Raw genomic sequence first — 23381 nt, forward strand, 5'->3', positions numbered from 1 at the left:
TTTATGCAATTTCTCAAGTCCCCTACTCCAACAGCAAAATTTTTGACCTACCACTTTGGTGGCTGGTTAATATTCGCTTTGGTGAATACTTTTTCACTTGGATTACTTACCCAGCACAATTTTGAAAAAAATGCCATACAAGTAGCAACTGTAGTAATAAGCCTTGGCTTATCCACTTTATTCATCCGAGAAATCATATATCGTTTCGATCTTATCAATACAAGCTGGCGTAAGCAGTGGATATATTTCCTCACCACTTCAATCCCTCTTGGGTTCATATGCGCCTTTATTGCCATTAGCTTTGTATATGCATATTACATCCATGCCGGATACGCAGTTCCGCCATCTTTCTGGGGAACTGTTCTTGACAACTGGCTTTTCCTTGTCCTTCTTATGATCGCTTGGACTTTTATTTACATTACAACTGTTAATAAGGATCGATTACACAAAGCTGAGCAGGAAGCTATACAGCTCAAACTGCAGCTCAATGAAGTCAAAATGAGTGCCCTAATGGGACAGCTCAACCCCCACTTTCTTTTTAATGGCTTAAATAATATCCGCGCATTAATCCTAGAAGACGCTGCGAAATCCAGAGAGATGCTAACAAACCTATCTGGCTTGTTACGTTATACGTTAGTGGCTCATAAACAGAAAACGGTATCCTTAAGAGATGAGCTGGAAATTGTATCCCAATACGCTGAGCTCTTAAAAATACAATATGAAGATCGTCTACGCTTCAACCTGGAAGTTGATCCGGCTTTAATGGAAGAGTCAATACCACCACTTTTAATACAGTTACTTGCTGAGAATGCAGTGCGCCATGGAATTGATAAATCCAGGATGGGAGGTGAACTATTGATTAAAATTTTCAAAGAGAAAGACCATATATCGATCACAGTAACGAATCCTGGAACTTTAGAAAACCTTAACTCTGAAGTAACAACAACCGGTGAAAGGAAAGTCCAAAATACCGGACTTGGATTGATCAATATTAAAAAACGTCTATCTCTACAATATGGAAATAGAGCCTCCTTTAATCTACAACAACAAGGTTTACTAGTTGTTGCCCAATGTAGCATACCCTCTTCTGCTTTTTAATTGACGGTATAAGAAGTGAAAGCCATTATCATTGAAGACTCACGACTCGCACGTAACGAATTGAGAGAATTACTTAAGCCCTATAAAGATATTAATTTGGTTGCAGAGGCCCAAGATTGTGAGCAGGCCGTTACACTTATTTCCAAGGAACAGCCAGATTTGATTTTTCTGGATATCAACTTACCGGATGGAAGCGGTTTTGATATCCTGGATAAACTAGACTCTATCCCTAATATCATTTTTACAACGGCCTACGACGAATATGCAATTCAGGCTTTCGAAGTAAACGCTCTGGATTACCTGCTGAAACCAATTCATCCGGAGAAGTTAGAACGCGCTATCAATAAGGCCGTAAGTGATACCTTACCAGCTGCCAGCTCCAGCCAGGAAACCTATTTAAACACTAACAATAAAATCTTTATTAAAGACGGCGAGCGCTGCTGGCTTATTGAGCTTGGACGTATAAGATACTTTGAAAACTGTGGCAATCATGCACAGGTCTTCTTTGATAATGATAAGGCTTTTATCTATAAGTCACTGGTTAAAGTTGAACAGCGCCTAAACCCGGAAACCTTTTTCCGCGTAAATCGACAACAAATTATCAATCTTAACTTCATTAAGGATATTCAACCCTGGATAAGTAACGGGCTACTTGTAACCATGACAGATGGGAAAGAAGTAGAAGTCGCCAGGCGTCCCGCTACCCGCTTAAGGGATATGTTAAGTTTTTAGTCAACTTTTAACATATCCCACTTTAGAAGCAGGTGTTTCAGGTTATGGCAATATCAAAGTTAAATTTTTACTTTACTGTGATGTTGCCGTATTCGAACTCTTAATTTGTAAAATAGCCCTATGCTCTTTCAATACTCTGTGGATAGTTAAACCGATTACCTGGATCAAGTACACTTTTTAAACGCTGTAATCGGTCATAGGAATCCCCATAGTAGGCATTTTCATAATTCTTGATATTAATATCAGGATAATTCACATAGTGCTTAGTTATACCACTTTTGTGGAGCAACTCTTGAAGGTGAGCCATACTCTCCAGTCTTTGCACTTCATCAGCAGGTTTTTCCCAGTAACACTGAGCTTCTCCCAAATAATTGGCGTCCCTATGGACATAGGCCCCCTCATTTTCTTGGTGCAAACGACTTATCTCACCCCCCAATGTATTAATTTGAAAAACCGCTCCGGGGGTTTTACCCACGAGGGTAAAAATTTCCTCTATAGACCTACTGATATCATTAAAGCCACTATAATAACCAGCACTAAAATTCTTAAAATACATAGCATTGGAACGGCCATAGTAATACTGAATACCCACCTCCAGAGGATCCGGCTTTAACTGGGCATTTTCATCCATTCTTTGGTCAAATTTTGACAAGATCCTTGTCATTACTCGATCATGATCTGTCGATGTTAGCATTACTGTCAATGTATTGCGGTTCAAGACAAAGGCAGAAAAGGCGTGGTCTGGTAATAACTCACACTGGTCAAACCAAAATCTTGCCAAATCAGCTGCGGCTCTCGGCGAGAGCTTATAAGACCTAAATCGGTGCTGATAAAGTGTTGTTGGTGCGGAAACCGTATCAAAACGCATTTCCGTTATCACGCCAAAATTACCATTACCACCTCCACGACAAGCCCAAAGCAGTTCTGGAACCTCATCTGAATCTACGGCGATACCCTTGGCATCTATCAGGCGCACGCCTTTCAAGTGGTCACATGTCAGCCCAAACTCCCGCGCAAACAGCCCATAACCCCCACCTAGCGTGATACCTGAAAGCCCTACTGTCGCACAAGAGCCCGATGGCAGCAGGCGTCCCTTTGGTAGGCAATAGCTATATAATTGAACAAGCCTAACTCCAGGACCCGCTATCAACCTATTATCCGCTCTCAGCTCCAGCCCACTCATAAGGGAAACATCAATAACCAAACCATCATTATTTAAAGAAAAACCCTCGAAACTATGGCCTCCACTTTTGATATTGATGTCCAGGCTGTGTGTATTTGCGTAATGCACCGCTTGCTGAACACCCTTCTCGTTTTTGCATAACGCAATAATTCTTGGAAGGAAATCGATTCGCTTGTTAAATAGGCGTCGATAGAGATCAAATACAGCACTATCTCGCTGGAGGAACTCTACATCATCTTTAGAGTAATCCCCATATACAGTTCCAATTGGCAGGTACCCTGCAGGAATGCCCATTCCCAAGGTTTTGACAAAGTCTCTGCGGCCTACTGTTTGCTTCATTCTATTTCCAACGACGTTCATGGGCTCTGCTACTTATGCCGTATAATACAGAGATCAACTTCAACAGGAAACTTTAGCTGTTAACATACGAAGCACCTAACCTCTTGAGCAATAGGCCGCTATACATAGAGACAATATCAACCAAAACGGTATCTCTTCCAAAGCTCTGCTCGCTCAAATAAGGCAATCAACTATATACAATACTTTTAAGAACCTACTGGTTATTTAGGAGTGCCCTTCTAATACCTAAAAAGAAGAGAATAACTGCTACGCTTTGCACCATATGATAAATCCCATTATGGTCAAAATCCCAGATTAACGTAATATATAGTGAATCTTTTGTTTGAATATATATGGCAATTAATGAAAGCAAGCCACCCAGTGCCATATACCAACTTCCATTTAACTTATTCAGCCAGGCTAACCTGCCATATCCAAATATAATAATAAATGTAATAGAGAATTGATAAATCACGTAAGCAAGAAACCCTTCAGGCCACAATAAAGTAACAACATAGAAGGCAATCCCGATGAGCGGAATATAAGGTAAAACTTTTTGCGTCGCCTTCTCGCCTAATAGATCAAAGCAAATTGCAGTGGTAAATGCTATTAGAAATAAACCAAGAAAGAAAAATAAGACTCTCCAGAGCCTCTGACTTAGCTGCACCGACAACTCTAAACCATGAATTGTTGCGGCCAATACAGTGACAACAATTGTCAGAAAGAAAAAAAATTTCCAGGCCAGATACTTCCTACCGCCCTTTGGGCTATATCGAACCAAATAAATCAGTGCCACTAATGCGATCAGGGCCAATATAATGTCCGTTGCGGCCGACGTCAGCTCTGTTTGCAGACTACTCAGTTTCATTGCTTTTTCAGGGCCCACTGATACCCATAGTTAATGATATATTGAACGGAAGATTAGTGATCCTAAGACTCTATATCACAATTCAAGATTATAGGTTGATACTGGTATGACTTTGGCCATACTGGCATCAATTACGACAGCTATCCAGTAGCTTCTCTCGGTTTAATAGTGTCACACTCATATCCCTGATCCATGACCCATAGTTATTCTATATAATCTAACCAACCGTATATTTACCAGAATTAGGAACTACAACTCCTCCGTTAATAGAATCTCATCCAACAAGAAAACTTCCTTTACTCAAATATACAAGTTATAAGTAATACCAAATCGCGACAAAGAGGTTTAGCAGCATCATTAGAAAGTCAACAATAAAAATAAAGCGCATTACCCCTTTAACCTGCCAGGCTCCTCCACCACTACGATTTTGAAGAGCAACAGGCACGTTATAAATAAACTGTGAGCCATGCGTGACTGCAAAAGCAAGTAACAGTACTGCCCTCTGAATATCACCTGAAAAAGTAGAGAGATTAATTAACAACAAAATATTGAGGAAGGCCAGGGAAAAGTTGAAACCACCGAGAAACTTTCCAGATTCAGCTAAGATACCAAAGACGGGGGTATCCCTATGCTCCCTGGGCACTACCAGCTTGGCAAAGATCTTTCCTCGTAATGAAAAAACATTAAACCCCATAAGAAACCAGATGGTATTTAATACTAAAACTATTACAAATATCATGTAAATTCTCCGATAATTATTTTTATAAAGATCTGCTAAAAATTAGCTATCTACACATAGCTAAATATATTCTAATCAATTATTAAGGTTTAGCTGTTACTCAATACAGGCCAGCGATCCACTATCTCTCCCCTGTCATATACTGCAATATCACCGAACTGAAGAAATACTGATTCACTTTGAGTTGGGCGCAGGAAAACCCAGTCATCTTCCACTAAGGTCACCCTGTCAGAGGCATTTAGCATTTCCTGATTTGTAGAGCGGCCATAAATAGGGTTTATTGATAATCCAGCAGGAGACTCAGGTAGTGCTTTCCAGTACCCCCCCGAAATAAAAAAGGTCTGGGCACGATTTGGGTTCAACCAACGCATTACACCGGTAAGGTTTTCTATTCCCGGTATCTGGGTATGAGGTAACCTTTTGAGCACTGGGCTCGCAATAAACGCTGCAGGGATATGATCCGATAGTGTGGGAATATCAAAATCCGTTGGCTTGACCAGACAAGAGCCAGCCGCAAGCTCGGTGCAGGGAGCAGTATTTCTCCGGGACTTGTACAGCTGGTAAGTCGGACTCCCCGCGCCATTTAACGTGAGTTCCGATGGAAATACAGCACCTAGCTGCCGTTTTGCTTGCTCCAATCTCTGCGAGTAGATATTGAGCCCCCGATCTATTGCCTTATCAGGGCCACCCAGTAAACCCGGCATCTTGGCAGCATGGGCGTCATAGCCCATAAACCCCGCAAGCTCCAATCCCTGCTCTCTCTGGATAATATTGAGCATTTCAGTAAGGGCTTGATCACTAGAAACCCCTCCCCTGTGCAAGCCAACGTCCAGTTCAATATTGATACGCAGTGATTGCCCAAGGCTATTGGCCAGCTCAGCATACTGCTGTAATCGGCGGGGGCTATCAATCAACCACTGCAACTGTTTACTAGGATCAAAACTGTTGCCTGTCGGTTTCGCATAAAAATCCTTGGCAGCAGCTATCGGTAAGGGTTTACCCAGCAGGATATCCGCCGATGGCTGGGCCTGAGCAAGCTGCCGTAAGAATGGCAAGTGAAATACCATGATCCGCTGTGTACCGGTTCGCCTGGCTACTGTTTCCAGTAAGCCAAGTGCGGGCAATGACTTTGCAACAATACGGAAATCATAATTCCCCTGAAGGTGGCTCGACAATGTATCGGCATTGTTCTTTAATCGATCGAGGTCAACCACCATGGTCGGACTCGACATGCCAGCTTTGTGCAGGGCTCTGGAAATTGATTCGAAATACTCACTATGCCCACCCTGCCCCAAGGCTTTTGGCCGCAACATGGGTACCGCTGCGGCAGCTCCCAGAACCACTCCCCCAAGCAACAATTTTCGGCGCTTGCTATCCAAAATATTTTCCTTTTGGCCTTTAGGGCAATCGCTACAAGATCATTTAATAAAAATAATTTATCAGCATTTTGCCCGAATAGAAGAGTTGTCAAAAAACATCAAGCAATTAGTGATTTTAAGTAGGAATTCAGGAACTTTCCGCTGGGGTCCAATTCTTGGCGAACTTTCATAAAGTCCTGCCAGCGTGGATAAAGCTTAGCGAAGTCCCCCCCCTCCAAAGTGTTTAACTTTCCCCAGTGCGGCCTGCCCCCATACTTACGCATAATTGGCTCCAGCACTTTGAACAGTGGCTGGTGATCCTCTTCAAAGTAACGGTGAACGGCTATCGAAATAGAATCCTGCTGATAGAAAGGACTCAGCCAGATATCATCCTGCTTAACGAAGCGGACCTCGATAGGAAAGAAAACATTAAGGTTGTTTTCTTCAATAGTGCTTTGAATCTCAGCAAATGCCGCTAAGCCTGCCTCCCTGGGCAGGTGGTATTCCATCTCATTAAAGCGGACATTGCGTTCGCTAGCATAGTTACGCCAGGAGGACTCCACTACTACTTCCTTTTCAATGTCTTCCATGGCGGACTGCAAGGCAAATCGGCGCAACTTGGGGGACCAGCCCAGCCAGTCTCTTACACTCTTAAGAGTCATCACTGCTTCATTGGTATCCTCACGCTCAGTGGAAAAGATATCCTCTTCTGTGAGCTGATGAGAATCAGCCATGCACATCCCGGAGAAAGGGATGTAATAGAACTCAAAGTTTCGATTAGAGTTCGCCAGCGATTCAGCTTGATCCAAAATCTCTTGCATAGGCGCCACCCAGGACTCACGGCGTAAGCGATAGCTGGGCTGATTTTGCATACGCACCTTGGTCACCAAGCCAAGGCACCCCAGGGAAACCTTGGCCGCAGAAAACACCTCCGGGTTATTCTCTGCATCGCACCAGAGGATATCACCATCGGCCATTACCATTTCCAGACCAGTAACATTACTGGACATGCAACCCAAATTCGCACCGGTGCCATGGGTGGCGGTTGCCAGGCATCCGCCAAGGGTTTGCTCATCGATATCTGGCTGGTTAATCAAGGCCTGCCCTACTTCCTCCAGAGGCTGGCCAATATCTGCTATCCGTGTGCCCGCATAGACCGTGGCTTGGGAGTTTTCGGCATTGTGGTCAGATAGTCCGCTAATACGACCGAGAGAAACTATCGTATCTTCTGTTGGCACCAGCGCAGTGAAAGAGTGACCAGCACCCACTGCACGCACAGTACCACTAGCCTCCGCCACTATTTCCTGTAATTCAGTAATATTTTTTGGTGCCAGGCGCCTATCGGGTATGCACTCCTGGGACCCCGACCAGTTTCGCCAGCGAATCTTACGGGGTTTAGCAGCATCAGCTGCCTGGACTAAAGTACGCGCTATTGATGATATTGGGGATGCTGCAAAAGCTGCAGATCCGGCAGCCAGGGTAGTGACGAAACGGCGACGTGATTGATGCATACTTCCCTACTCCGCCGTAGCCATAAAAGCGATCAACTGCTCAAACTGCTCTGGTGAGCATTCAAAGCAAAGGCCTAGCGGGGGCATCCCCTGAAAACCATTGATAGCATTATCTACCAATATATCCATTCCCTTATCCATACGTGGCTTCCAGTTATCCAAGTCGCCGGTTAAAGGCGCGGCACTAGCGCCGGTACCATGACAGCTACGACAGGTCCGAATATATATTTCTGCAAGATCAGAATCAGCTGGTGTCAGGGAAAGTGCGCGCTCACCCAGAGCTGCACGATTGGCAACTGTGCTGTCTGGTGATTTAGAGCATCCACTTGTAAGGAGGGCCAAAATTAGAAAGATGCCGACTAACCCAAGACTTCGGCGCAGACTTACCAATTCCATGTATGTACACCGACGACTACATTATTGTTAATTATCACTCAGAGATATAAATCTGAGAGGGTTTGTGTACTTAATTTTGTCACCATTGTTAAACAGACTGACCTCTAAAACAACTAGCGGAACTGGCCGGTCTGATAAGGGGGCGTTAGCCCAATTTTGTTGCGTACCAATTAAAGAAACTTTTACCGCTAGATATCATTACTCTCGCAACTTATCAAACCCCAATCGATACCTCACGGGTTTGTGCCCTTTCAAGAGGTCAGAAGTACTGGATACTTAAGTTGCCATAACCTCACGGTTTTTAGTGAAGCTCCTGAAAGCCAAGCAAAATAATTATTATTGAAAGAAATTTCTATGCAAAATTATAACCATACCAAAATTAAAATACCGGGAAAGCAACCATTCATTTATAGCCTACATAAATAAGCTTTTAACTATTTTGAATCCACTGATAGGAACCTGCCTCTAGAACCACCTACCTATACAAAAAGATAGAAACCACCTAGCAACTACCTCAAAATTGACCTTTTGGTCAAGCCAGGCTTTGAACGCAAACAGCAATATGTGGCAAGACTACACTCTACTGACTACACATCCATCGTTATCCCAAACACCTTGTTTGTTACAACAAACGAAAACGGTAAGAAAGCCCTTAAGATTTTAGTTGACATATATCAACATTATGTCTTTAATGGGGCTCTACAGTACAGAAGACAGCCATGAAAATCTTGGGGTCCATCGATATAGAACGTATTAACAAAGAGAATTCAAAAAGTCTTCGCCAAGGTTTTTAGCCATGGCAAAAAATTACTGAGCATTATTTATGTTCTCTTATTGTGAGCGGCGAAAGCCAAATCAGCCAGCCAAGTATCCGTCATTTTTTAGATACGCTATTTGTACAGTAAGAACACGTGGCCCGCACCAACACTGCACAAGAAACATGAAGGAACTCAATATTTATACTTAAGGAAAATAACAGACATAGCAGACCAAGTCATTTTTCGTTTACATACTATAAAGGAAGCACCGTGATACGCTTTGCACAAATAATTTCTACAATTTTTGTTTTTATCTTCACCTCTGCAGCTATAGCCTGTATATTTTTTCCCGGCTCAATTAGCGAAGCCAGTGGGTTTAATGCCGTCTCAGACTATGGCCTGACTAATGTGCGCACACTCGGTGCTCCTCTACTTATGTTAGCTGTGGTTACGGCAATAGGAACTTTCCGCCGGGATTGGATAATTCTTGTACCAGCCTCACTTTATTTCCTCTTTAATGGGCTAACTCGTGTTCTCTCTCTTTTCCAGGAGCAATACGATCCTATTATGATACGAGGGCTGATACTGACCTTTGTATTATTTTCTCTCTCTCTGGTTGTTATTTATATTTTCCGAAAATCAAAAACTAACTTAAAGCAAACCAACCAATTAGTCTCAGCATAAAGGGACGGGAACACAGAGTCCTTCAGGGGTTTTCAATGGGAGGATTTGGGGCAACGAAAATTGGTTTCAAATTTCCTGAGTATTTCTCTAAGATAGTCTCCTGGGATGGCGCCATCCACAGCCGGAGTACCCTTAAGAGCACCCGCCCCAGCATCGTCGAGCAAATGTTTGTCTCTGAAACTGACTTCAACAGCCACTCCCCTGGTTCCAGGTAAGCCAGTGGTCTAAAAAACGCGAAGAAATGCCTATGGATTTAGTATTCTTTACAGGTACCATGGATGCACCTGCAAATTACACCACTAGCTTTCTGCGAGAATTGCAAAGCCTGGATATCCCTTTTCAGCACATTGATACCAGTTGTCCCCACAGCCCTTTTAGCTTTTTTAGTGAAGACCGCATAAAAATAGCGTATGGCAGCAAGTAATCATGAGATACGAATATACCATCTCAATAAAAAGCTATGTGCACAAACTAAAATCGATGCAGTTATTCCGGCGGTAGATAAACATTCACAGTTTGAGCAATCGATTTTGATTGCTCCTCCCCAAACAAGCAGGTGACTAGTTGAAAAGCAAACTCTATCGCAGTACCTGGAGATTGACTAGTGATTAGATTTTGATCAACCACCACTCGTTGGTCGCTAGTCTCCCTCACATATTGACTGAGTTCACGACGGAAAGTCCTATAACAAGTTGCTTTGAAATCAGTTATTAGGCCATGTCTACCAAGTACGATTACAGGAGCGGTACAGATTGCTCCTAACCAGCGCCCAGACTCAATTTGCTTTTGGATTAGCCTCATTAGAGGCTCCGAGTCATGCATATGCTCCGCCCCCTCCTTGCCTCCCGGTAGCGCAATTAAATCCCAAGTAGTATCCAGGCATTCCTCTAGGCTGCTGGGTGCCTCAATGACAAGGTCACGCAGGGTGGTTACACGCCTACTCGGCATAATTGATGCCAAAGTCAGTTTCGCGTCAGTTCGGCTCAAAATGTCGTAGATGGCAATAGCCTCGATATCTTCGTTACCATCAGCGATTGGAATCAGTATTTTTGACACAGTTACAGCTCCCATAAATACAGGGCTTAAGTATTTATAGACCTAACGTTTACAATCCACACACTTGAACCAACTCTTGACCATAAGGCTACTCCCGGTTCTCCAGATGTACGCAGTGGCCTACTCTACCGATGGGAAATTGTGCCCTGGTGACACTACTGGCTTAATGCCGCTCTGGATTCCTGTTAAGCATGCATAGTTCAGGCATAATCAAGATTTTTGATCTTTGACAGGAATGCTGATGGCTGAAAGTATCACACGCCCCCAGGGCCCATACCTCTCCGAACTGGTTCAGGGCTATTGGAGATTGGCTGACTGGGAAATGAAACCCCAGCAACGCCTTAGCTTCCTTGAACAACACGTAGACTTGGGAATTACTACCATAGATCACGCCAACATCTATGGTGACTATGAATGTGAGCAACTCTTTGGCGAAACATTAAAACTGCAGCCGGGTATGCGAGGGCAGATTCAAATAGTGACCAAGTGCAATATCAAGTTGTGCTCAGCCAAATTCCCCCTTCGAAAGGTTAACCACTACGATACCAGCTCTACACACATAATAGAGTCCGTTGATAACTCCCTTTCCCTACTGGGGACAGACTACCTTGATGTTCTTCTGCTCCACCGACCGGATGTCTTGATGAAAGCTGAAGAAGTTGCAGAAACTTTTACCAAGCTCCGAAAAGCTGGCAAGGTCCTGCATTTCGGAGTATCCAACTTTTCACCGAGCCAGTTTGCCTTGCTGCAGTCACGGCTGGAAGTGCCATTAGTAACCAACCAGGTTGAAATAAATCCGCTTAACTTTTCCGTGGCCCATGATGGCACCCTGGATCAATTGCAAATGCATCGGATACGCCCTATGGCTTGGTCCTGTCTCGCAGGGGGACGATTACTCAGTGGAGGCGATATACAGGCTCAAAGAGTGCTTAGTGAACTTGAATTACTCAAGGAAGAAATTGGTGCCAAAAGTCTCGACCAGGTGATTTACGCCTGGGTTAGACAACTGCCAGCCAATCCATTGGTTATTATCGGCTCAGGAAAAATAGCTCGCTTGAAAGCTGCTGTGGATTCACTAAAACTCGAATTATCCCGGGAACAGTGGTATCGGATATGGGTTGCATCCAAGGGACATAATGTCCCCTAGTTAAAAAGGGGCGCCTAACTATCCCCTTCTCCTGCAGCACGAGACTTACGCCACTCTGAGTGTGCGGCAAGTATTGCGATGAGAATGAAAATGTTGATCGCGATCATCACCCATGGCCGGACTGCCAACGGAAACCAACTTGCGACAAATGGTATTAGGGGTATCGAAAAACCTATGGTGGCAAGCAGGGCAAAGCAATAAAAGACAAGGAAACCCCACCCCTTGTATGCCAGTAGGCCCACAGCGCTAAAGATAGCGAGTGCCAGCAGCAGTAACCCCAAACTGGCCACGCCCGGTGATGTTCCGAACATACTGATGCTTATGAAAAAAGACTTCCAGTGCACGATCGAAGTTAAAATAACAAGTACCCCGACTATTCGGGCCAGGTTTCTCGCCTGAGTTTTCATAATCACTTTAACTCCACCTTGTTGTGCTTGGCCAGCTCCCCAGCTGACAATTGCAGGGGAGCTGTATTACTAGATTATTAGCATAATCAAACAGGAACAATCAGTTCACGATCAAAACTAAGGCAATGGGAAGTGCTGATAGCCAAGCTTTACAACATTTCAAGCATTAATTGTCTGCGATGTTAATACCTCTCTCACCAAGGGCTTTATTCAACACTGCGGCCAAACGCACTCCACCTTGTTGCAGGCGCATTTCCACAGATTCCTGGCAACGCAGGAAGTACTTTTCTCCTAATTCGTATTCACTCGTATAAGCGAGTTTGTGGGCTAACTGGTGGGATTCCCGAGCCCACTGGGCCTCTGTTGTGGATTGCCACAAGTGGCGCTGGGCTGCGCTTATCTTTTCTGTTTGCTCTTTTGCATAACTGTGCCAATCGGAAACTATCCTGGATACTAAATGTATGTCCCATAGGGCATGTAAATTGGTGTCAATACCTAAAAACCGGACTTGGACATCATTGCCACCTTTATCTGAATACAGGCCTGTATGGAGTGGCTGATGCAGATCGCCGACAAAATGAGCGATAAACATTAAGGCTTCTGCACGCTCCTCTGGTTTTCGGTTTCGATCACCCAAAATCTGCGAGAACTGCTTGATTGCCTTGAGGATGCAGCCCGCAGGCGGGCAATCCCTGGCCTCAACATAACTGGTCCACTCTTTGGACAAATTAATGTAGTGCATTGGAGCGGCCCAGTCGTATTGTTCATTAGAGCGGATACGATCCGCCCAAGTTGCTGACTCAGCCAAGTCCGGCTCATTTGCTCTTTGCAAAAGCAGCTGAACTTCACCAGCCACCTGTGGCTCCAGGTAGTGCCAGGCAATCTCACCCACTACCCGATGCCCATCATCCCCCCAGGCAACAGCCTTATTATTCAGCCCGAGAGTACTGAGCAGGAGTAGCGCTACTCGAAAGACATTAACCAGCCCGTTCATTGATTTTTCCATTGCAGTATTTTGTCGCCAACTTTAATGAGAGTTTGTGACAACTTGGCATCTATAGCCAACCTCTTCCGTAATCATTACAGAACTGCAACAAATCGTTAACCAGTCCTTAAATATCACCCGCTAAAAAGCTCACTGGCCGGGACCTGGGGAAAGTGTCTCGGGAGCCGATTACAACCAGTACTCTCAAAGCCACTTTGTTGGCTCTTTTTTAAGACCAGGACTTAGTTATGAAACCTTCCATTTTCCGGCGCATGTGCCTATCCGCTGCAATTATCTCCGCGATTGGCACTTCACATGTTTCCCATGCACAGGAAACAGCCGCAGCTATTCGCGGCTCTATTACTGGCAGCGGTGGCGAAGTAATAAGCGATGCGAAAGTAACGGTGATTCATACTCCGTCTAACAGCCGTCGCGTAGCGCAAGTGGGGGAATCCGGTCAGTTTAATTTGAGTGGTCTGCGTGTTGGCGGCCCTTACACGGTGACCGTTGAATCCGGTCAAGGCAAACGGGTACTCGAGGACATTTACTTATCGGTAGGCGATACCCTGCCGCTAATGCTAACCCTGGGTTCATCCAACCTTGAGGAGGTGAGCGTGCTTGGCCAAGCTTTGAGCAGTTCACGGCTTGCAGTAGGTCCCTCTTCCCACTTCAACAGCGACGACCTGAAAAGTGCGCCTACTGACGGTCGTGACATCAAGGACCTGCTGCGCCTAGACCCTCGTGTTTATATAGATGAGGCCAACGCAGATTCAGTCCAATGCGCCGGTGCCAACCCACGCTTCAACAGCCTGACTGTTGACGGCGTGCGTATGAATGACAATTTCGGCTTGAACAGTAATGGCTACCCAACCGAGCGCATGCCCTTCTCCTATGACGCTATCGACCAGGTGGCCGTAGAGCTCGCACCGTTTGATGTACAGTACGGAGGCTTCAGCGCTTGTAACATTAATGCTGTGACCAAGTCTGGCACTAATGAATGGCACGGTTCCTTTTTCTATGACTACACCGATGATGGCTTTCGTGGGGACTCCCTGGAAGGTGAGGACATTAACGTAGCCGAGTTTGATGAAAAGCGTTACAACGCTACTCTAGGTGGCGCCATTATTGAGGACAAACTGTTCTTCTTTGCTGCTTATGAGAAGCTTGAAGGCGTAGCTACTTTTGACCGGGGGCCCGCTGGAAGCAGTGCCGCAACTGAAGTCCAGGGCGTATCCCAAGCCCAACTGGATGAAATTGTGCGTATATCCAACGAAGTCTACGGCTACAACCCAGGTGGTCTGCCCAGCAGCCTTCCAGAGGAGGACGAGAAGCTGCTGGTTAAGTTCGACTGGAACATCTCTGAAAACCATCGCGCAGCATTTACTTACAACTACAACGATGGCTTTTCTATCGCTGAGGCCGATGGAGATCCAGATGAGCTGGAGCTGTCCAATCACTACTATGAGCGCGGCGCAGAGCTGAACGCCTATGTAGTACAGCTCTTCTCAGACTGGAGCGATATCTTCTCTACTGAAATGAAGATTGGTTATTCCGAACTGGATAACCGCCAAAATTCCCTGGGAGGTACCGATTTTGGTGAAGTACAGATCAGCACCTCCTATGACCATGACAACGATGGCAGTGATACAGATGCAACCGTTTATCTGGGTGCTGATGATTCCCGCCACGCAAATAAACTGAGCTATGACAACTTGACCTTTAAGCTCGCCGGCAAGCTCCTTTTAGGTGAACACAACCTTACAGCTGGCTACGAGCACGAAAACTTCGATATTTACAACCTGTTCATCCAGGAGGCCGCTGGTGAATATCGCTTCAGTAGCATTGAAAATTTTGAGCAGGGCGTTGCCGACTTGATCATCTACGAGAATGCCACGGGTACCAATAATATCTTGGATGCCGCAGCTGAATTTGCTTACAGCATCGACACTCTCTATGTGCAGGATGAATACACTTTTGCTGACGCTGACCTCACAGTTGTAGCCGGCCTGCGCTACGATCGCTACAGTAGTGACGACAGACCTGTCGCTAATACAGATTTCGCAGCAGCCTATGGCTTTTCCAACCAACACACCATGGACGGCCTCGACCTTCTGCAACCCCGACTGGGCTTGAGCTGGAATGTTGATGATAACCTGGAGCTACATGGTGGAATTGGCCTTTACTCTGGCGGCAATCCGAATGTATGGATTTCCAATAATTACTCCAACAATGGCGTTATACAAATTGAAGCGAGTGATAGCAGCGGCACGCCATTATTTGATATGGACTGGGCTGGCAACGGCGCCCCAATTTTTGATGTACCACAGTCCCTATATGATCAGGTAGCCAGTGGAGATGGCACTTTAGGTGGTGTGAATATGATGGATCCGGATTTTGAAGTTCCATCAGTTTGGAAATATGCAATTGGCGGTAGCTATGAGTTTGAATCTGGCTATTTGCTCTCTGCCGATTACCTCTATAGTGATTATAAGGATGCAGCCATTATTCGGGACCTGTCACTGGAGCAGGTGAGTAGTACCGTCGATGGCCGTCCGGTTTACGCTAACACCAATGGTCGCAGGGGCGACTATATGCTCACCAATGTTGACGGCGATTCTGGCTACTCCAGCGTCTTCTCTTTAGGACTCAGTAAATCTTTCGATTTCGGCCTGAGTGTAGCAGTGGGTTACGCCTTTACCGATGCTGAAGACGTAAACCCCATGACCAGCTCTGTAGCCTACTCAAACTACACCACCATCGCCACGGTAGATGCCCAGGACCCGGGTACGGCTACTTCAAACTATGTAGTTCCGCACCGATTCACCTTGAAGCTGGATTACGCCCAGGAGTTTTTCTCTGGGTATGAGACTCGCTTTACCCTCTTCGGTAGCGCTAACGAAGGTGTGCCCTACTCTTATACTTTCTCTGACCGTATCTTCGGTGACGGCGGAAGGGGCCGTGGGCTGCTCTACGTTCCAACAGGCGTGGACGATGCGAATGTTGTCTTTGGGGATGACTTCGATACAGAGGCATTCTTCGCCTGGGTCGACTCTGAAGACCTGGACAGCGGTACTATGGAGCGCAACTCCCTCAGCAGCGATTGGTGGACTAAGTTCGATCTGCGTATTGACCAGGAGTTGCCGGGCTGGCGCGCTGACGACCGACTCAATGCTTTCTTTGTTATCGAGAACCTGGGCAACTTACTGAACGATGATTGGGGAGTAATGTACGAGGGTGCCTTCCCCCGCTTCCAAGCTGCCGTTGATGCCAGCATAGATGATCAGGGGCGTTTTGTTTTCAATGAATTCAATGATCCTGCTGGCCAAACCCGAGTCGCCGACGCCTCGCTATGGAGTGCACGCATGGGAATTCGCTACGAATTCTAATCATAAAAAAGCCGCGGCAGTTACCGCGGCTTTTTTACTTCCAGCCTGCTTAACAAACCGCAGCTGGATTTTTTTAGACTTACGCACTCCCAAGCCAACGGGCTAAGGTTTCTCTCAGTAAATCTTTACTTAAAGGCTTTGTCAGGTAGTCGTCCATTCCGGCGGCTAAGCAGCGCCCTTCAAACTGCTCTTCAGTAGTACTGGTCAGGGCAACAATTGGCAATCGATCGTCGGGCCGGTGTTCAGTTTCCCAGCGGCGTAACATCTCTATAATTTCCGCGCTGTGGTCAGTATTTTGCTGGCAATCTACCAACACCAGGTCATAGTGGCCTTCGGAGAGGCGAATAAGGGCCTCATCCCCATTGCCTGCAACATCCACCTGATAGCCTAAGGCCTGCAGCATTTCCTCTGTCACCCACTGGTGTGGACGGGACTCCTCTACCAATAACAGTGAATATTGACGTGGCTGATCAGCCCCCCCAGTTACTACTCTGCGTGTAGTTTTTTTAATTCCACCAAATATGCGCTCGACAATTACGTCATGTAACTCTTTGCGAGTCACTGGACGGCCGAGATACTGAGCAGCAGGTACTGCGTGCTGTAGCTGGGCAAAGGAGGACTTCTGGCCAAACCCACCCAGGCAGATCACCGGACACTCCTTGCCTTCAGTGTGTGCCTTGTACATATACGGCGTTAACGAGTTAAAGAGCGTGTCATCTCCCATCGCTGGCACCAGGATTACCAGCTGATTGCGCTCCAAAGCCAGCTTAAGCAGCTTCTGTACCTCGCACTCGCAACCTTCACACCAACGCAGGGATTTCACATCCATACCAAACGAGCGTAATACCTGCACCAGCCCGGAAATAAACAGGCCCTTCTGGTGAATCAGCAATACTTCGCTATCCTGCAGACGGCGATCCGGGGTCAGGTAAGTGCGCTGGTTCGGCTCCATATCGAATTTGATTACCACTTGATAGCGATTGCCATCGGGAGTCGAGTGCAATTGCAGGTAGCCTCCCATCGCTTCTGCCAGCCCTTTGGCAATCGATAAACCCAGGCCGGTCGTAACCTGAGTGGTGTCCATTCGTGAGAAAGCACCGAACAATTCGCTTTCATCAGGGAGAATCTCACCACGCCCGTCATCCATCAGGGTAATATTCAACTGGCCTTCCACTGTCGTGATTGGCGTAAAGCTAACTTCCCCCCATAACTCACCGCGCTGGGCAATACCTGTTGCTGAATCTACCAAATTACGAATTAGCTGGGCCGTCTTGCGGTTATCCCCGGTAACCATTACTGGCAGATTGTCATCAATCTGGAAATTGAACTCCAAATCCTGGCCGTGGGCGGAGCGGGCGGCAAACTTAAAAGATTTCTCGATGGTTTTGACCAGATTAAAAGGTCCCTGGCGCAGGCGGATATCCTTTCGCGCCACTCGAGTGAATAACCCAACATTATCCACCAGCTTGAGCTGCTGACTATTGGCGGTTTTGGCAAGCTCAACCCACTCCCGCTGGCGGTCGCTGAGAGGCTCCGCTTCCAATAATGCCATTGCGCCAAGAGCATCTGATAGCTGGCTGCGAAACTCCTGACCGATATTAACGATAAACTCGTTAGTCAATTCCACCGCAGCTTCTGAGTGCTTGCGCGCGGCAGCCAGACTGCTGGCACGCTGCTGTAGCTCCTGCATGGCCGACAGTCGCTCCCAGTAATTTTCTGATTCGCGCCGCCCCTGGTGTGCAGTAAGCCAAATAAAAGCAAGGGTCAGGGTGCCGTAAATTGTGCCGAGGACCATTCCCGAGAACAGAGCCATCAGAGCCGCTGGCAGTAGAGAAGTGGCAGTAAACCAGGTGAGAAAACGATGATATGGAGAAAATACCGTAGTCACACTTGAGCAGAATATAACCGAGTAGATCCACAGAAAGTGCGTTTCAGGCGCAAAGCCCATCAGGTAGACAAAGTAAAACAGTGTCAAACCCCACCAAATGGAGCCAAGAATAGAGACGAAGAAATAATGGTTTCGCCAGCGGTTCGGTCCCGCGCTGTAAAGGGAGTCGAAGCGGAATACGTAGTAGCCCCTGATCAGGGTGAGTATCACCAAGCCCCCACCCAGGATCAGTAAAAGGCGCGGTGCTTCCAGGCGCATATCCCCGATTGTGGCGGCAATCAGGAAGGCACAGAGGGAGAGCAGCATACCGCGCCGGCTGTATTTAGCGATACGCATATCAGTGGCGCGACAAATACGTCGGTCTTTCTGAACCTTCAGTTCAGGGCGATCAAATAGTGGCATTGCGACCTTCCCTGGGAGATTGGGTATATAGTGACATAAAAGTCCCTACCCTATCCCAAGCACTTCAACCAGTACTGTTTTTATAATAAATCCAAGCAATCCGAGACCCAGTGCCAAAAACAGGATAAAGGTTCCGAACCTCCCCGCCTTGGAATCCTTAGCGAGGTTCCAGACGATAAACACCATAAACATGATAAGTGCGCCGATTCCCAACCACAGGGAATACTCTTCAAACTGCTCAAAAGTCATGCGGATCTTCACTTAAAAAATTGGCGCGCATTGTACAGTGCTTAGTGACTACTGATAAGGCTTGCCAGAATACGGTCAGCCAGCGCTCCCCCCGGACATGACTAACTATTCACGCCCCTTGATAGTAGTCACCATCCTCCTGGGCGTGAGTGCCACAGCGCAAACGGCGCACCTCCTTCTCACGATAACGACTATCGTGCCAGCAACGAGGCAGCGGCTCACCAGACAGAAAGCACAGGTCAGTTTTGTCGAAAACCTCTGGATCCTGGATCTCCTCACCCCAGAGATAGCGGCCAACCACAGTTAACTCATAGGGATTTGAAAGCGTGACAACGTCAGCCACCTCAACCAAATGCTTGGTAGTTACATCTTTAAAAAGCATAGTGGCACCTATTTCCTCTTTCACACTTCAGTATAGGGCCTTTAGCGGCTATTCCGGCTAAATCTATATGCTTGTGGGCCGAAAATCTGGGATGAGGAGCAGAGCGCCCTACCCAAAAGGTATTCATTACAGAGGTATGCTGGGAAAGTCTTCCCGCTAAAAACCGACAGTGATCACTGGCGGCTTAAGCGGGAGCAGATAGGATTACCCTTCTATTGTCAGGCGAGCGGAGACCATACCTTGCTCAGCGAGCGCATCCAGATTGATAGTACGCACCGATAGCTTCTCTTTCATCAGCTGGTTGAGCCATGGCTGCAGATCCTGGTAACGCACCTCCTCAATCCAGAGGCGGATACGATTCTCCCCCTCCGGCTCAAAGCGCTTAATGGTAATCCGGTTGTTCTTTGCCGCAGTGGTCACCCTTTGCAAAAGAGTGCCCGACGCATTGCCAGCGGAACTATTAGGCTTGATCCGGGCAAGTACCGGACGCTGGGACTCCATCCATTGCACTAGCTCCTGGGCTTCTTCAGCGCGACTGCGAGACTCCTCAAAAAAGCCCTTGGCAGGACTGTAGAGGCCATAGACTATAAACAGGCCCCCAGCAAAAACAGCGAGAAGAGCGAGAGCGCGCTGGTCACTGGAAGACAGTGCCTGCCACTTCTGTTTCCACTGTTCAATTTGTTCTTTCATGCTTCAATAACTACCAATCTTATTCTGCACATCAATATGTCACTATCAGCGCACGCGCACCCGTCCGGATACACCTTTCTTCAGTTCATTGGCCCCGAGTAAGTCAGCTTTTAAGCCGTTACCAGACAACTTACTAACAAATGTATCAAGATCCGCCAGGTTAGAGGCCTGTAACTGCAACACCATTTCACCCCGCTGGCCATCAAAACGCAGGGATTGCAACTTGAGTTCCTTACCCCGTTGCTCTGTCCACACCTTACTCAGCTGTTGCATCTGTGTGGTAAAGGCGCCGCCTTGACTGCCCGCACTCTTAAGAAAACCATCCAACTGACGGCGCATTTGCGCAGAGGGTCGGGTATTGGGAAACAATTCAGTAAACATGGTGCGCGCCTGCTCTTCGGCCTTCCCAGCCTGCCACTGAAAATAAGCCCCTGCCCCCACAAAGAACAGCAGTTGGGCGGCAAAACAAAAAGTGGCAACTTTTGCTGGTTTCAGCCACCAGGCTCCTTCAACTTCTCCCCCTGAAAGCTGGTAGTCGCCGCTCAATAAACTACTGAGCTTGCCAGCTTTAAAGCGCTCCAGAAAAACCTCTTCCGGGGCTCGCTGGTTGCGCTGTAGACGATCACCAAATAGCGTCTCCAGTTCGCCTACAATCAGGTTATCACTCTCTTGCGCTCCCAAGAGCAGCAGGCTTTTCTCCTCAGCTTCATCCTCTACTTGCTCAGATTCTTCTAAGGTTTCGCTTTCCCCCAGTAAGGAACTGAGCATCGGCTGCAGGTATTCACGGCGAATTGAAAGCCCCTGCCCACTGTCTTGCCAGATATGCGCCTGTTCTCCATCTAGCCATAGAGCAAGATCGCCCTCGAGCAGACCAAGTAGCTGATATTCAGCAACCGCAGCCACCAGCGGCCACTGCAAGCGCTCAACCTGGCTGTGCAGCGCTTCCATTTTATCTTTGGCTATGGCATAGACACTGCAGAGATCACCATTCTGTGGCGTACAGACAAAATGCAAATCTTCAACGTCCTCCGCCAGATGCTCTTCCACCATATAGCCAATGGCATTGGCCTGCCGTCGTGCAGCTTTGGGAATAGTTTCCACACCGCTCCACACCCAGTTGCCAGGTAATAACAACAAGGCCTTGGCCCCATCGGCAAAGCTCAAGGGAGCAGTTTCCTGAGAGAACTCTGAAGTTTCAAATTCAGGGGTAAAAGCCGCAATAAATTCATCATCTAATGCAGCAGGCTGCCAGGCACCCCCCTGCCACTGATGGAGTGTGAGCTTTCTATCCGCATTTTCAGTGAGTCTCAGCATTACCAGCGATGGCTTTGGTGGATCCGCAGGCATGCCTATTTCATTCAGGCTTTTCTTTTTAAACATACGATCTTATTGACTACCTACTCTCGTTCTTCTGCCGTGCCGTCATAGTCGAGTAGCTCCTGCATCATTGCACCGGAAAATGTCCGGCGTTGGCGCTGCACTACTTTCACCGTTACTTCTCCGCCTTCCTCAAGCCGGAGCACAGTCTCCCAGTACTGGCGGTGGTCTTCGCCATCTCCCAATTGGACAGCGATACGCGCCAGAAAGTGCTGGCTATGGAATACAAACGAATCTGTCTTGGTGATATTGATTGAGGATAAGTCCCCAGAGTTACTAAAGACCTCTCCCGATTCACGAAGCTGTTCCAGTTTCGAAATACTTGCTGAAGGGTCAATCGCCTCTACCAGTTCTTGGGAGGCAAAATTGATATTGATCTTGGATCCGGTTTCCGGCAATGCACAGAGAAAAGGAGCAAGTTTTTGCCAATCCTCGGCTTCTATTCCCTGTACTGAAGACAATTCAGAAACATCACTGATCGAGGTATCCGGAGTACGGTGTGAGATATCCCTACCGAGATAGCCGTCATCCTCGGTTGCGGACGAGCGCGGTGTATCGTCGTCATCCACCCAATCGGCAATAATCACCGCCAACTCCGGTTTACCAGTGACATTACTCACCAATCTACGAAAAATATCAAACTGGTCATTAGCCGACCTATCAACAAGATTATTGACATTAAAACATGAATTTAAGTCTTTGATATTAATACGAATTTTTCCGTTATCGGGATTGAATTGCAACGCTGGAGAAGCCCAGACCTCCAGAGCGTGGTCCGCTGCTTCCTCGGCTTCCTTATCCTCTTCAAAGTCTTTCAGCAGTGCCACTCGGCTCCAGGCTTCGGCCCCCTCAACAAACTCGGCCAGCTGGGTATTGGCAAGCAATGCGCCACTGCGATTAATGGATATTTGATCTCGAACGATCGCATGAGAGACCAAGGCAATAGCAATCACCATCACCAACAAGACAGTAATAAGTGCAACACCTCGCTGGCCACCAAGGATCTTCACAGTCGCCTCTCTTCGCACATGATTAATCGCCCCCACCAGGTTGAGAACCAGGGGGCTCTACGGTGGAGAAAGGAAAAACCCGGCGAATCTCACCGTACTGCCTGGTGAGTAAGACAAACTCAATGGCCTTAGGTAAGCGGGGGTCTGCGCCATTAGGTGGGTTATTGTCATTGGAAGCCGGGGGCCATTGCGAAACCCACGCTTCGCTCTCTGGGTCGAAATAGCGCAGGGTAAGGCTCTCAACCCCCATCATCAGGGGCTCAACAATAGGCTCGGAATCCGGCCCCCGATCCAGCACCTGCCAGCGGCTTCGCAGCAGTAGCGCGCCTGGATCTTCCTCCTCTGTAGTGCTGAAAGAATCGCGCTCGTCGGATTCCGGGTAGCCAATGCTGTACCCAAGGCGCTGCAGTTCCCCTCTGGGCTCAGCAGTCAGATTGGCCGCGCCCAGTCGGGTAAACTCGAATTCATCTTCATCCCCGCGCAGTGCTGGCTCATAGCCACTGTAGGCATTCTTGATCGGCCTTGCCGTCAGCTGGCGAAGATCATCTTCCAGGCGGTATAAAGCCATAGAAAAGCGGCGTAATTCCTCCGCACGCTGCTCAACTACATGGTCTGTACTTCTAAAAATATCCAGCAGGGAGAAGGAGCCGACGCTGATAATAGCTACCAATACCAGCACAACCATTACTTCGACCAGGGTGAAACCAGACTGCGCTTTTAGTTGGCGGATCATCAT

The 23381-nt window shown here is 47.2% G+C and carries 21 protein-coding genes; 5 read left to right on the forward strand and 16 right to left on the reverse strand.

Annotated elements, in window-relative coordinates:
• The first annotated feature begins 3 nt into the window (after nt 1–3).
• Together ACJJI7_RS18440 and ACJJI7_RS18445 are read left to right on the forward strand one after the other, a co-directional pair.
• Nucleotides 4–1098, forward strand: a complete 1095-nt coding sequence (locus ACJJI7_RS18440; RefSeq protein ID WP_282953421.1) for a sensor histidine kinase — start codon at nt 4–6, stop codon at nt 1096–1098.
• Between the two features lie 15 nt (nt 1099–1113).
• Nucleotides 1114–1830 (forward strand): LytR/AlgR family response regulator transcription factor, encoded by a 717-nt coding sequence (locus ACJJI7_RS18445; RefSeq protein ID WP_282953420.1) that lies wholly within the window; start codon nt 1114–1116, stop codon nt 1828–1830.
• Between the two features lie 118 nt (nt 1831–1948).
• Here ACJJI7_RS18445 and ACJJI7_RS18450 read toward each other — a convergent pair whose 3' ends face one another.
• The 6 genes from ACJJI7_RS18450 to ACJJI7_RS18475 all read right to left on the reverse strand — a co-directional run bounded on the left by ACJJI7_RS18450 (nt 1949) and on the right by ACJJI7_RS18475 (nt 8224).
• Nucleotides 1949–3352: an FAD-binding oxidoreductase gene (locus ACJJI7_RS18450; RefSeq protein WP_282953419.1), complete on the reverse strand. Its 1404-nt coding sequence runs from the start codon at nt 3350–3352 to the stop codon at nt 1949–1951.
• 214 nt (nt 3353–3566) lie between these two features.
• The gene (locus ACJJI7_RS18455; RefSeq protein WP_444901536.1) at nt 3567–4238 is read right to left on the reverse strand and encodes a DUF6962 family protein; all 672 of its coding nucleotides are present in this window, start codon (nt 4236–4238) and stop codon (nt 3567–3569) included.
• Between the two features lie 295 nt (nt 4239–4533).
• Nucleotides 4534–4959: a hypothetical protein gene (locus ACJJI7_RS18460; RefSeq protein ID WP_282953417.1), complete on the reverse strand. Its 426-nt coding sequence runs from the start codon at nt 4957–4959 to the stop codon at nt 4534–4536.
• 89 nt (nt 4960–5048) lie between these two features.
• On the reverse strand, nt 5049–6338 hold the full coding sequence (locus ACJJI7_RS18465; protein ID WP_444901535.1) for a DSD1 family PLP-dependent enzyme: 1290 nt from the start codon (nt 6336–6338) through the stop codon (nt 5049–5051).
• Nucleotides 6339–6436: 98 nt separating this feature from the next.
• Nucleotides 6437–7828: an FAD-linked oxidoreductase, L-gulonolactone oxidase family gene (locus ACJJI7_RS18470; protein ID WP_353376237.1), complete on the reverse strand. Its 1392-nt coding sequence runs from the start codon at nt 7826–7828 to the stop codon at nt 6437–6439.
• Between the two features lie 6 nt (nt 7829–7834).
• Complete coding sequence (locus tag ACJJI7_RS18475) at nt 7835–8224, reverse strand: c-type cytochrome (protein ID WP_444901534.1); 390 nt, start codon at nt 8222–8224, stop codon at nt 7835–7837.
• Nucleotides 8225–9252: 1028 nt separating this feature from the next.
• Here ACJJI7_RS18475 and ACJJI7_RS18480 point away from each other — a divergent pair.
• Complete coding sequence (locus tag ACJJI7_RS18480) at nt 9253–9666, forward strand: hypothetical protein (protein WP_353376238.1); 414 nt, start codon at nt 9253–9255, stop codon at nt 9664–9666.
• Nucleotides 9667–10152: 486 nt separating this feature from the next.
• On the opposite strand, the gene ACJJI7_RS18485 is transcribed toward ACJJI7_RS18480, so the two are convergent.
• Nucleotides 10153–10722, reverse strand: coding sequence for a DJ-1 family glyoxalase III (locus tag ACJJI7_RS18485; RefSeq protein WP_444901533.1), 570 nt, complete (start codon nt 10720–10722; stop codon nt 10153–10155).
• Between the two features lie 241 nt (nt 10723–10963).
• Between ACJJI7_RS18485 and ACJJI7_RS18490 the strand changes: the two genes are divergently transcribed.
• Nucleotides 10964–11869, forward strand: coding sequence for an aldo/keto reductase (locus ACJJI7_RS18490; protein WP_444901532.1), 906 nt, complete (start codon nt 10964–10966; stop codon nt 11867–11869).
• 14 nt (nt 11870–11883) lie between these two features.
• Here the strand turns inward: ACJJI7_RS18490 and ACJJI7_RS18495 are convergent, their stop codons facing one another.
• Complete coding sequence (locus ACJJI7_RS18495; protein ID WP_282953408.1) at nt 11884–12282, reverse strand: hypothetical protein; 399 nt, start codon at nt 12280–12282, stop codon at nt 11884–11886.
• A 160-nt stretch (nt 12283–12442) separates the two neighbouring features.
• Complete coding sequence (locus ACJJI7_RS18500; protein ID WP_444901531.1) at nt 12443–13270, reverse strand: S1/P1 nuclease; 828 nt, start codon at nt 13268–13270, stop codon at nt 12443–12445.
• Between the two features lie 239 nt (nt 13271–13509).
• On the opposite strand from ACJJI7_RS18500, the gene ACJJI7_RS18505 reads away from it, so the two are divergent.
• Nucleotides 13510–16647, forward strand: a complete 3138-nt coding sequence (locus ACJJI7_RS18505; protein WP_444901530.1) for a TonB-dependent receptor — start codon at nt 13510–13512, stop codon at nt 16645–16647.
• A 79-nt stretch (nt 16648–16726) separates the two neighbouring features.
• Here ACJJI7_RS18505 and ACJJI7_RS18510 read toward each other — a convergent pair whose 3' ends face one another.
• The 7 genes from ACJJI7_RS18510 to gspJ form a co-directional block, all read right to left on the reverse strand.
• Complete coding sequence (locus tag ACJJI7_RS18510; RefSeq protein ID WP_020412886.1) at nt 16727–18937, reverse strand: hybrid sensor histidine kinase/response regulator; 2211 nt, start codon at nt 18935–18937, stop codon at nt 16727–16729.
• Between the two features lie 45 nt (nt 18938–18982).
• Nucleotides 18983–19186: a DUF2788 domain-containing protein gene (locus ACJJI7_RS18515; protein WP_020412887.1), complete on the reverse strand. Its 204-nt coding sequence runs from the start codon at nt 19184–19186 to the stop codon at nt 18983–18985.
• 109 nt (nt 19187–19295) lie between these two features.
• Nucleotides 19296–19568 carry a hypothetical protein gene (locus ACJJI7_RS18520; RefSeq protein WP_020412888.1) on the reverse strand — a complete coding sequence of 91 codons (273 nt, stop codon included), beginning with the start codon at nt 19566–19568 and terminating at the stop codon, nt 19296–19298.
• Between the two features lie 204 nt (nt 19569–19772).
• Complete coding sequence (locus tag ACJJI7_RS18525; RefSeq protein WP_020412889.1) at nt 19773–20258, reverse strand: type II secretion system protein M; 486 nt, start codon at nt 20256–20258, stop codon at nt 19773–19775.
• A gap of 45 nt (nt 20259–20303) precedes the next feature.
• Nucleotides 20304–21638, reverse strand: a complete 1335-nt coding sequence (gspL, locus tag ACJJI7_RS18530; protein WP_444901529.1) for a type II secretion system protein GspL — start codon at nt 21636–21638, stop codon at nt 20304–20306.
• Between the two features lie 17 nt (nt 21639–21655).
• A complete protein-coding gene (gene gspK / locus ACJJI7_RS18535) occupies nt 21656–22645 on the reverse strand; it encodes a type II secretion system minor pseudopilin GspK (RefSeq protein ID WP_444901528.1) in 990 nt (329 codons plus the stop codon).
• Nucleotides 22646–22667: 22 nt separating this feature from the next.
• On the reverse strand, nt 22668–23381 hold the full coding sequence (gene gspJ, locus ACJJI7_RS18540; RefSeq protein WP_353376245.1) for a type II secretion system minor pseudopilin GspJ: 714 nt from the start codon (nt 23379–23381) through the stop codon (nt 22668–22670).

It is taken from the genome of Microbulbifer variabilis (genome assembly GCF_056232115.1).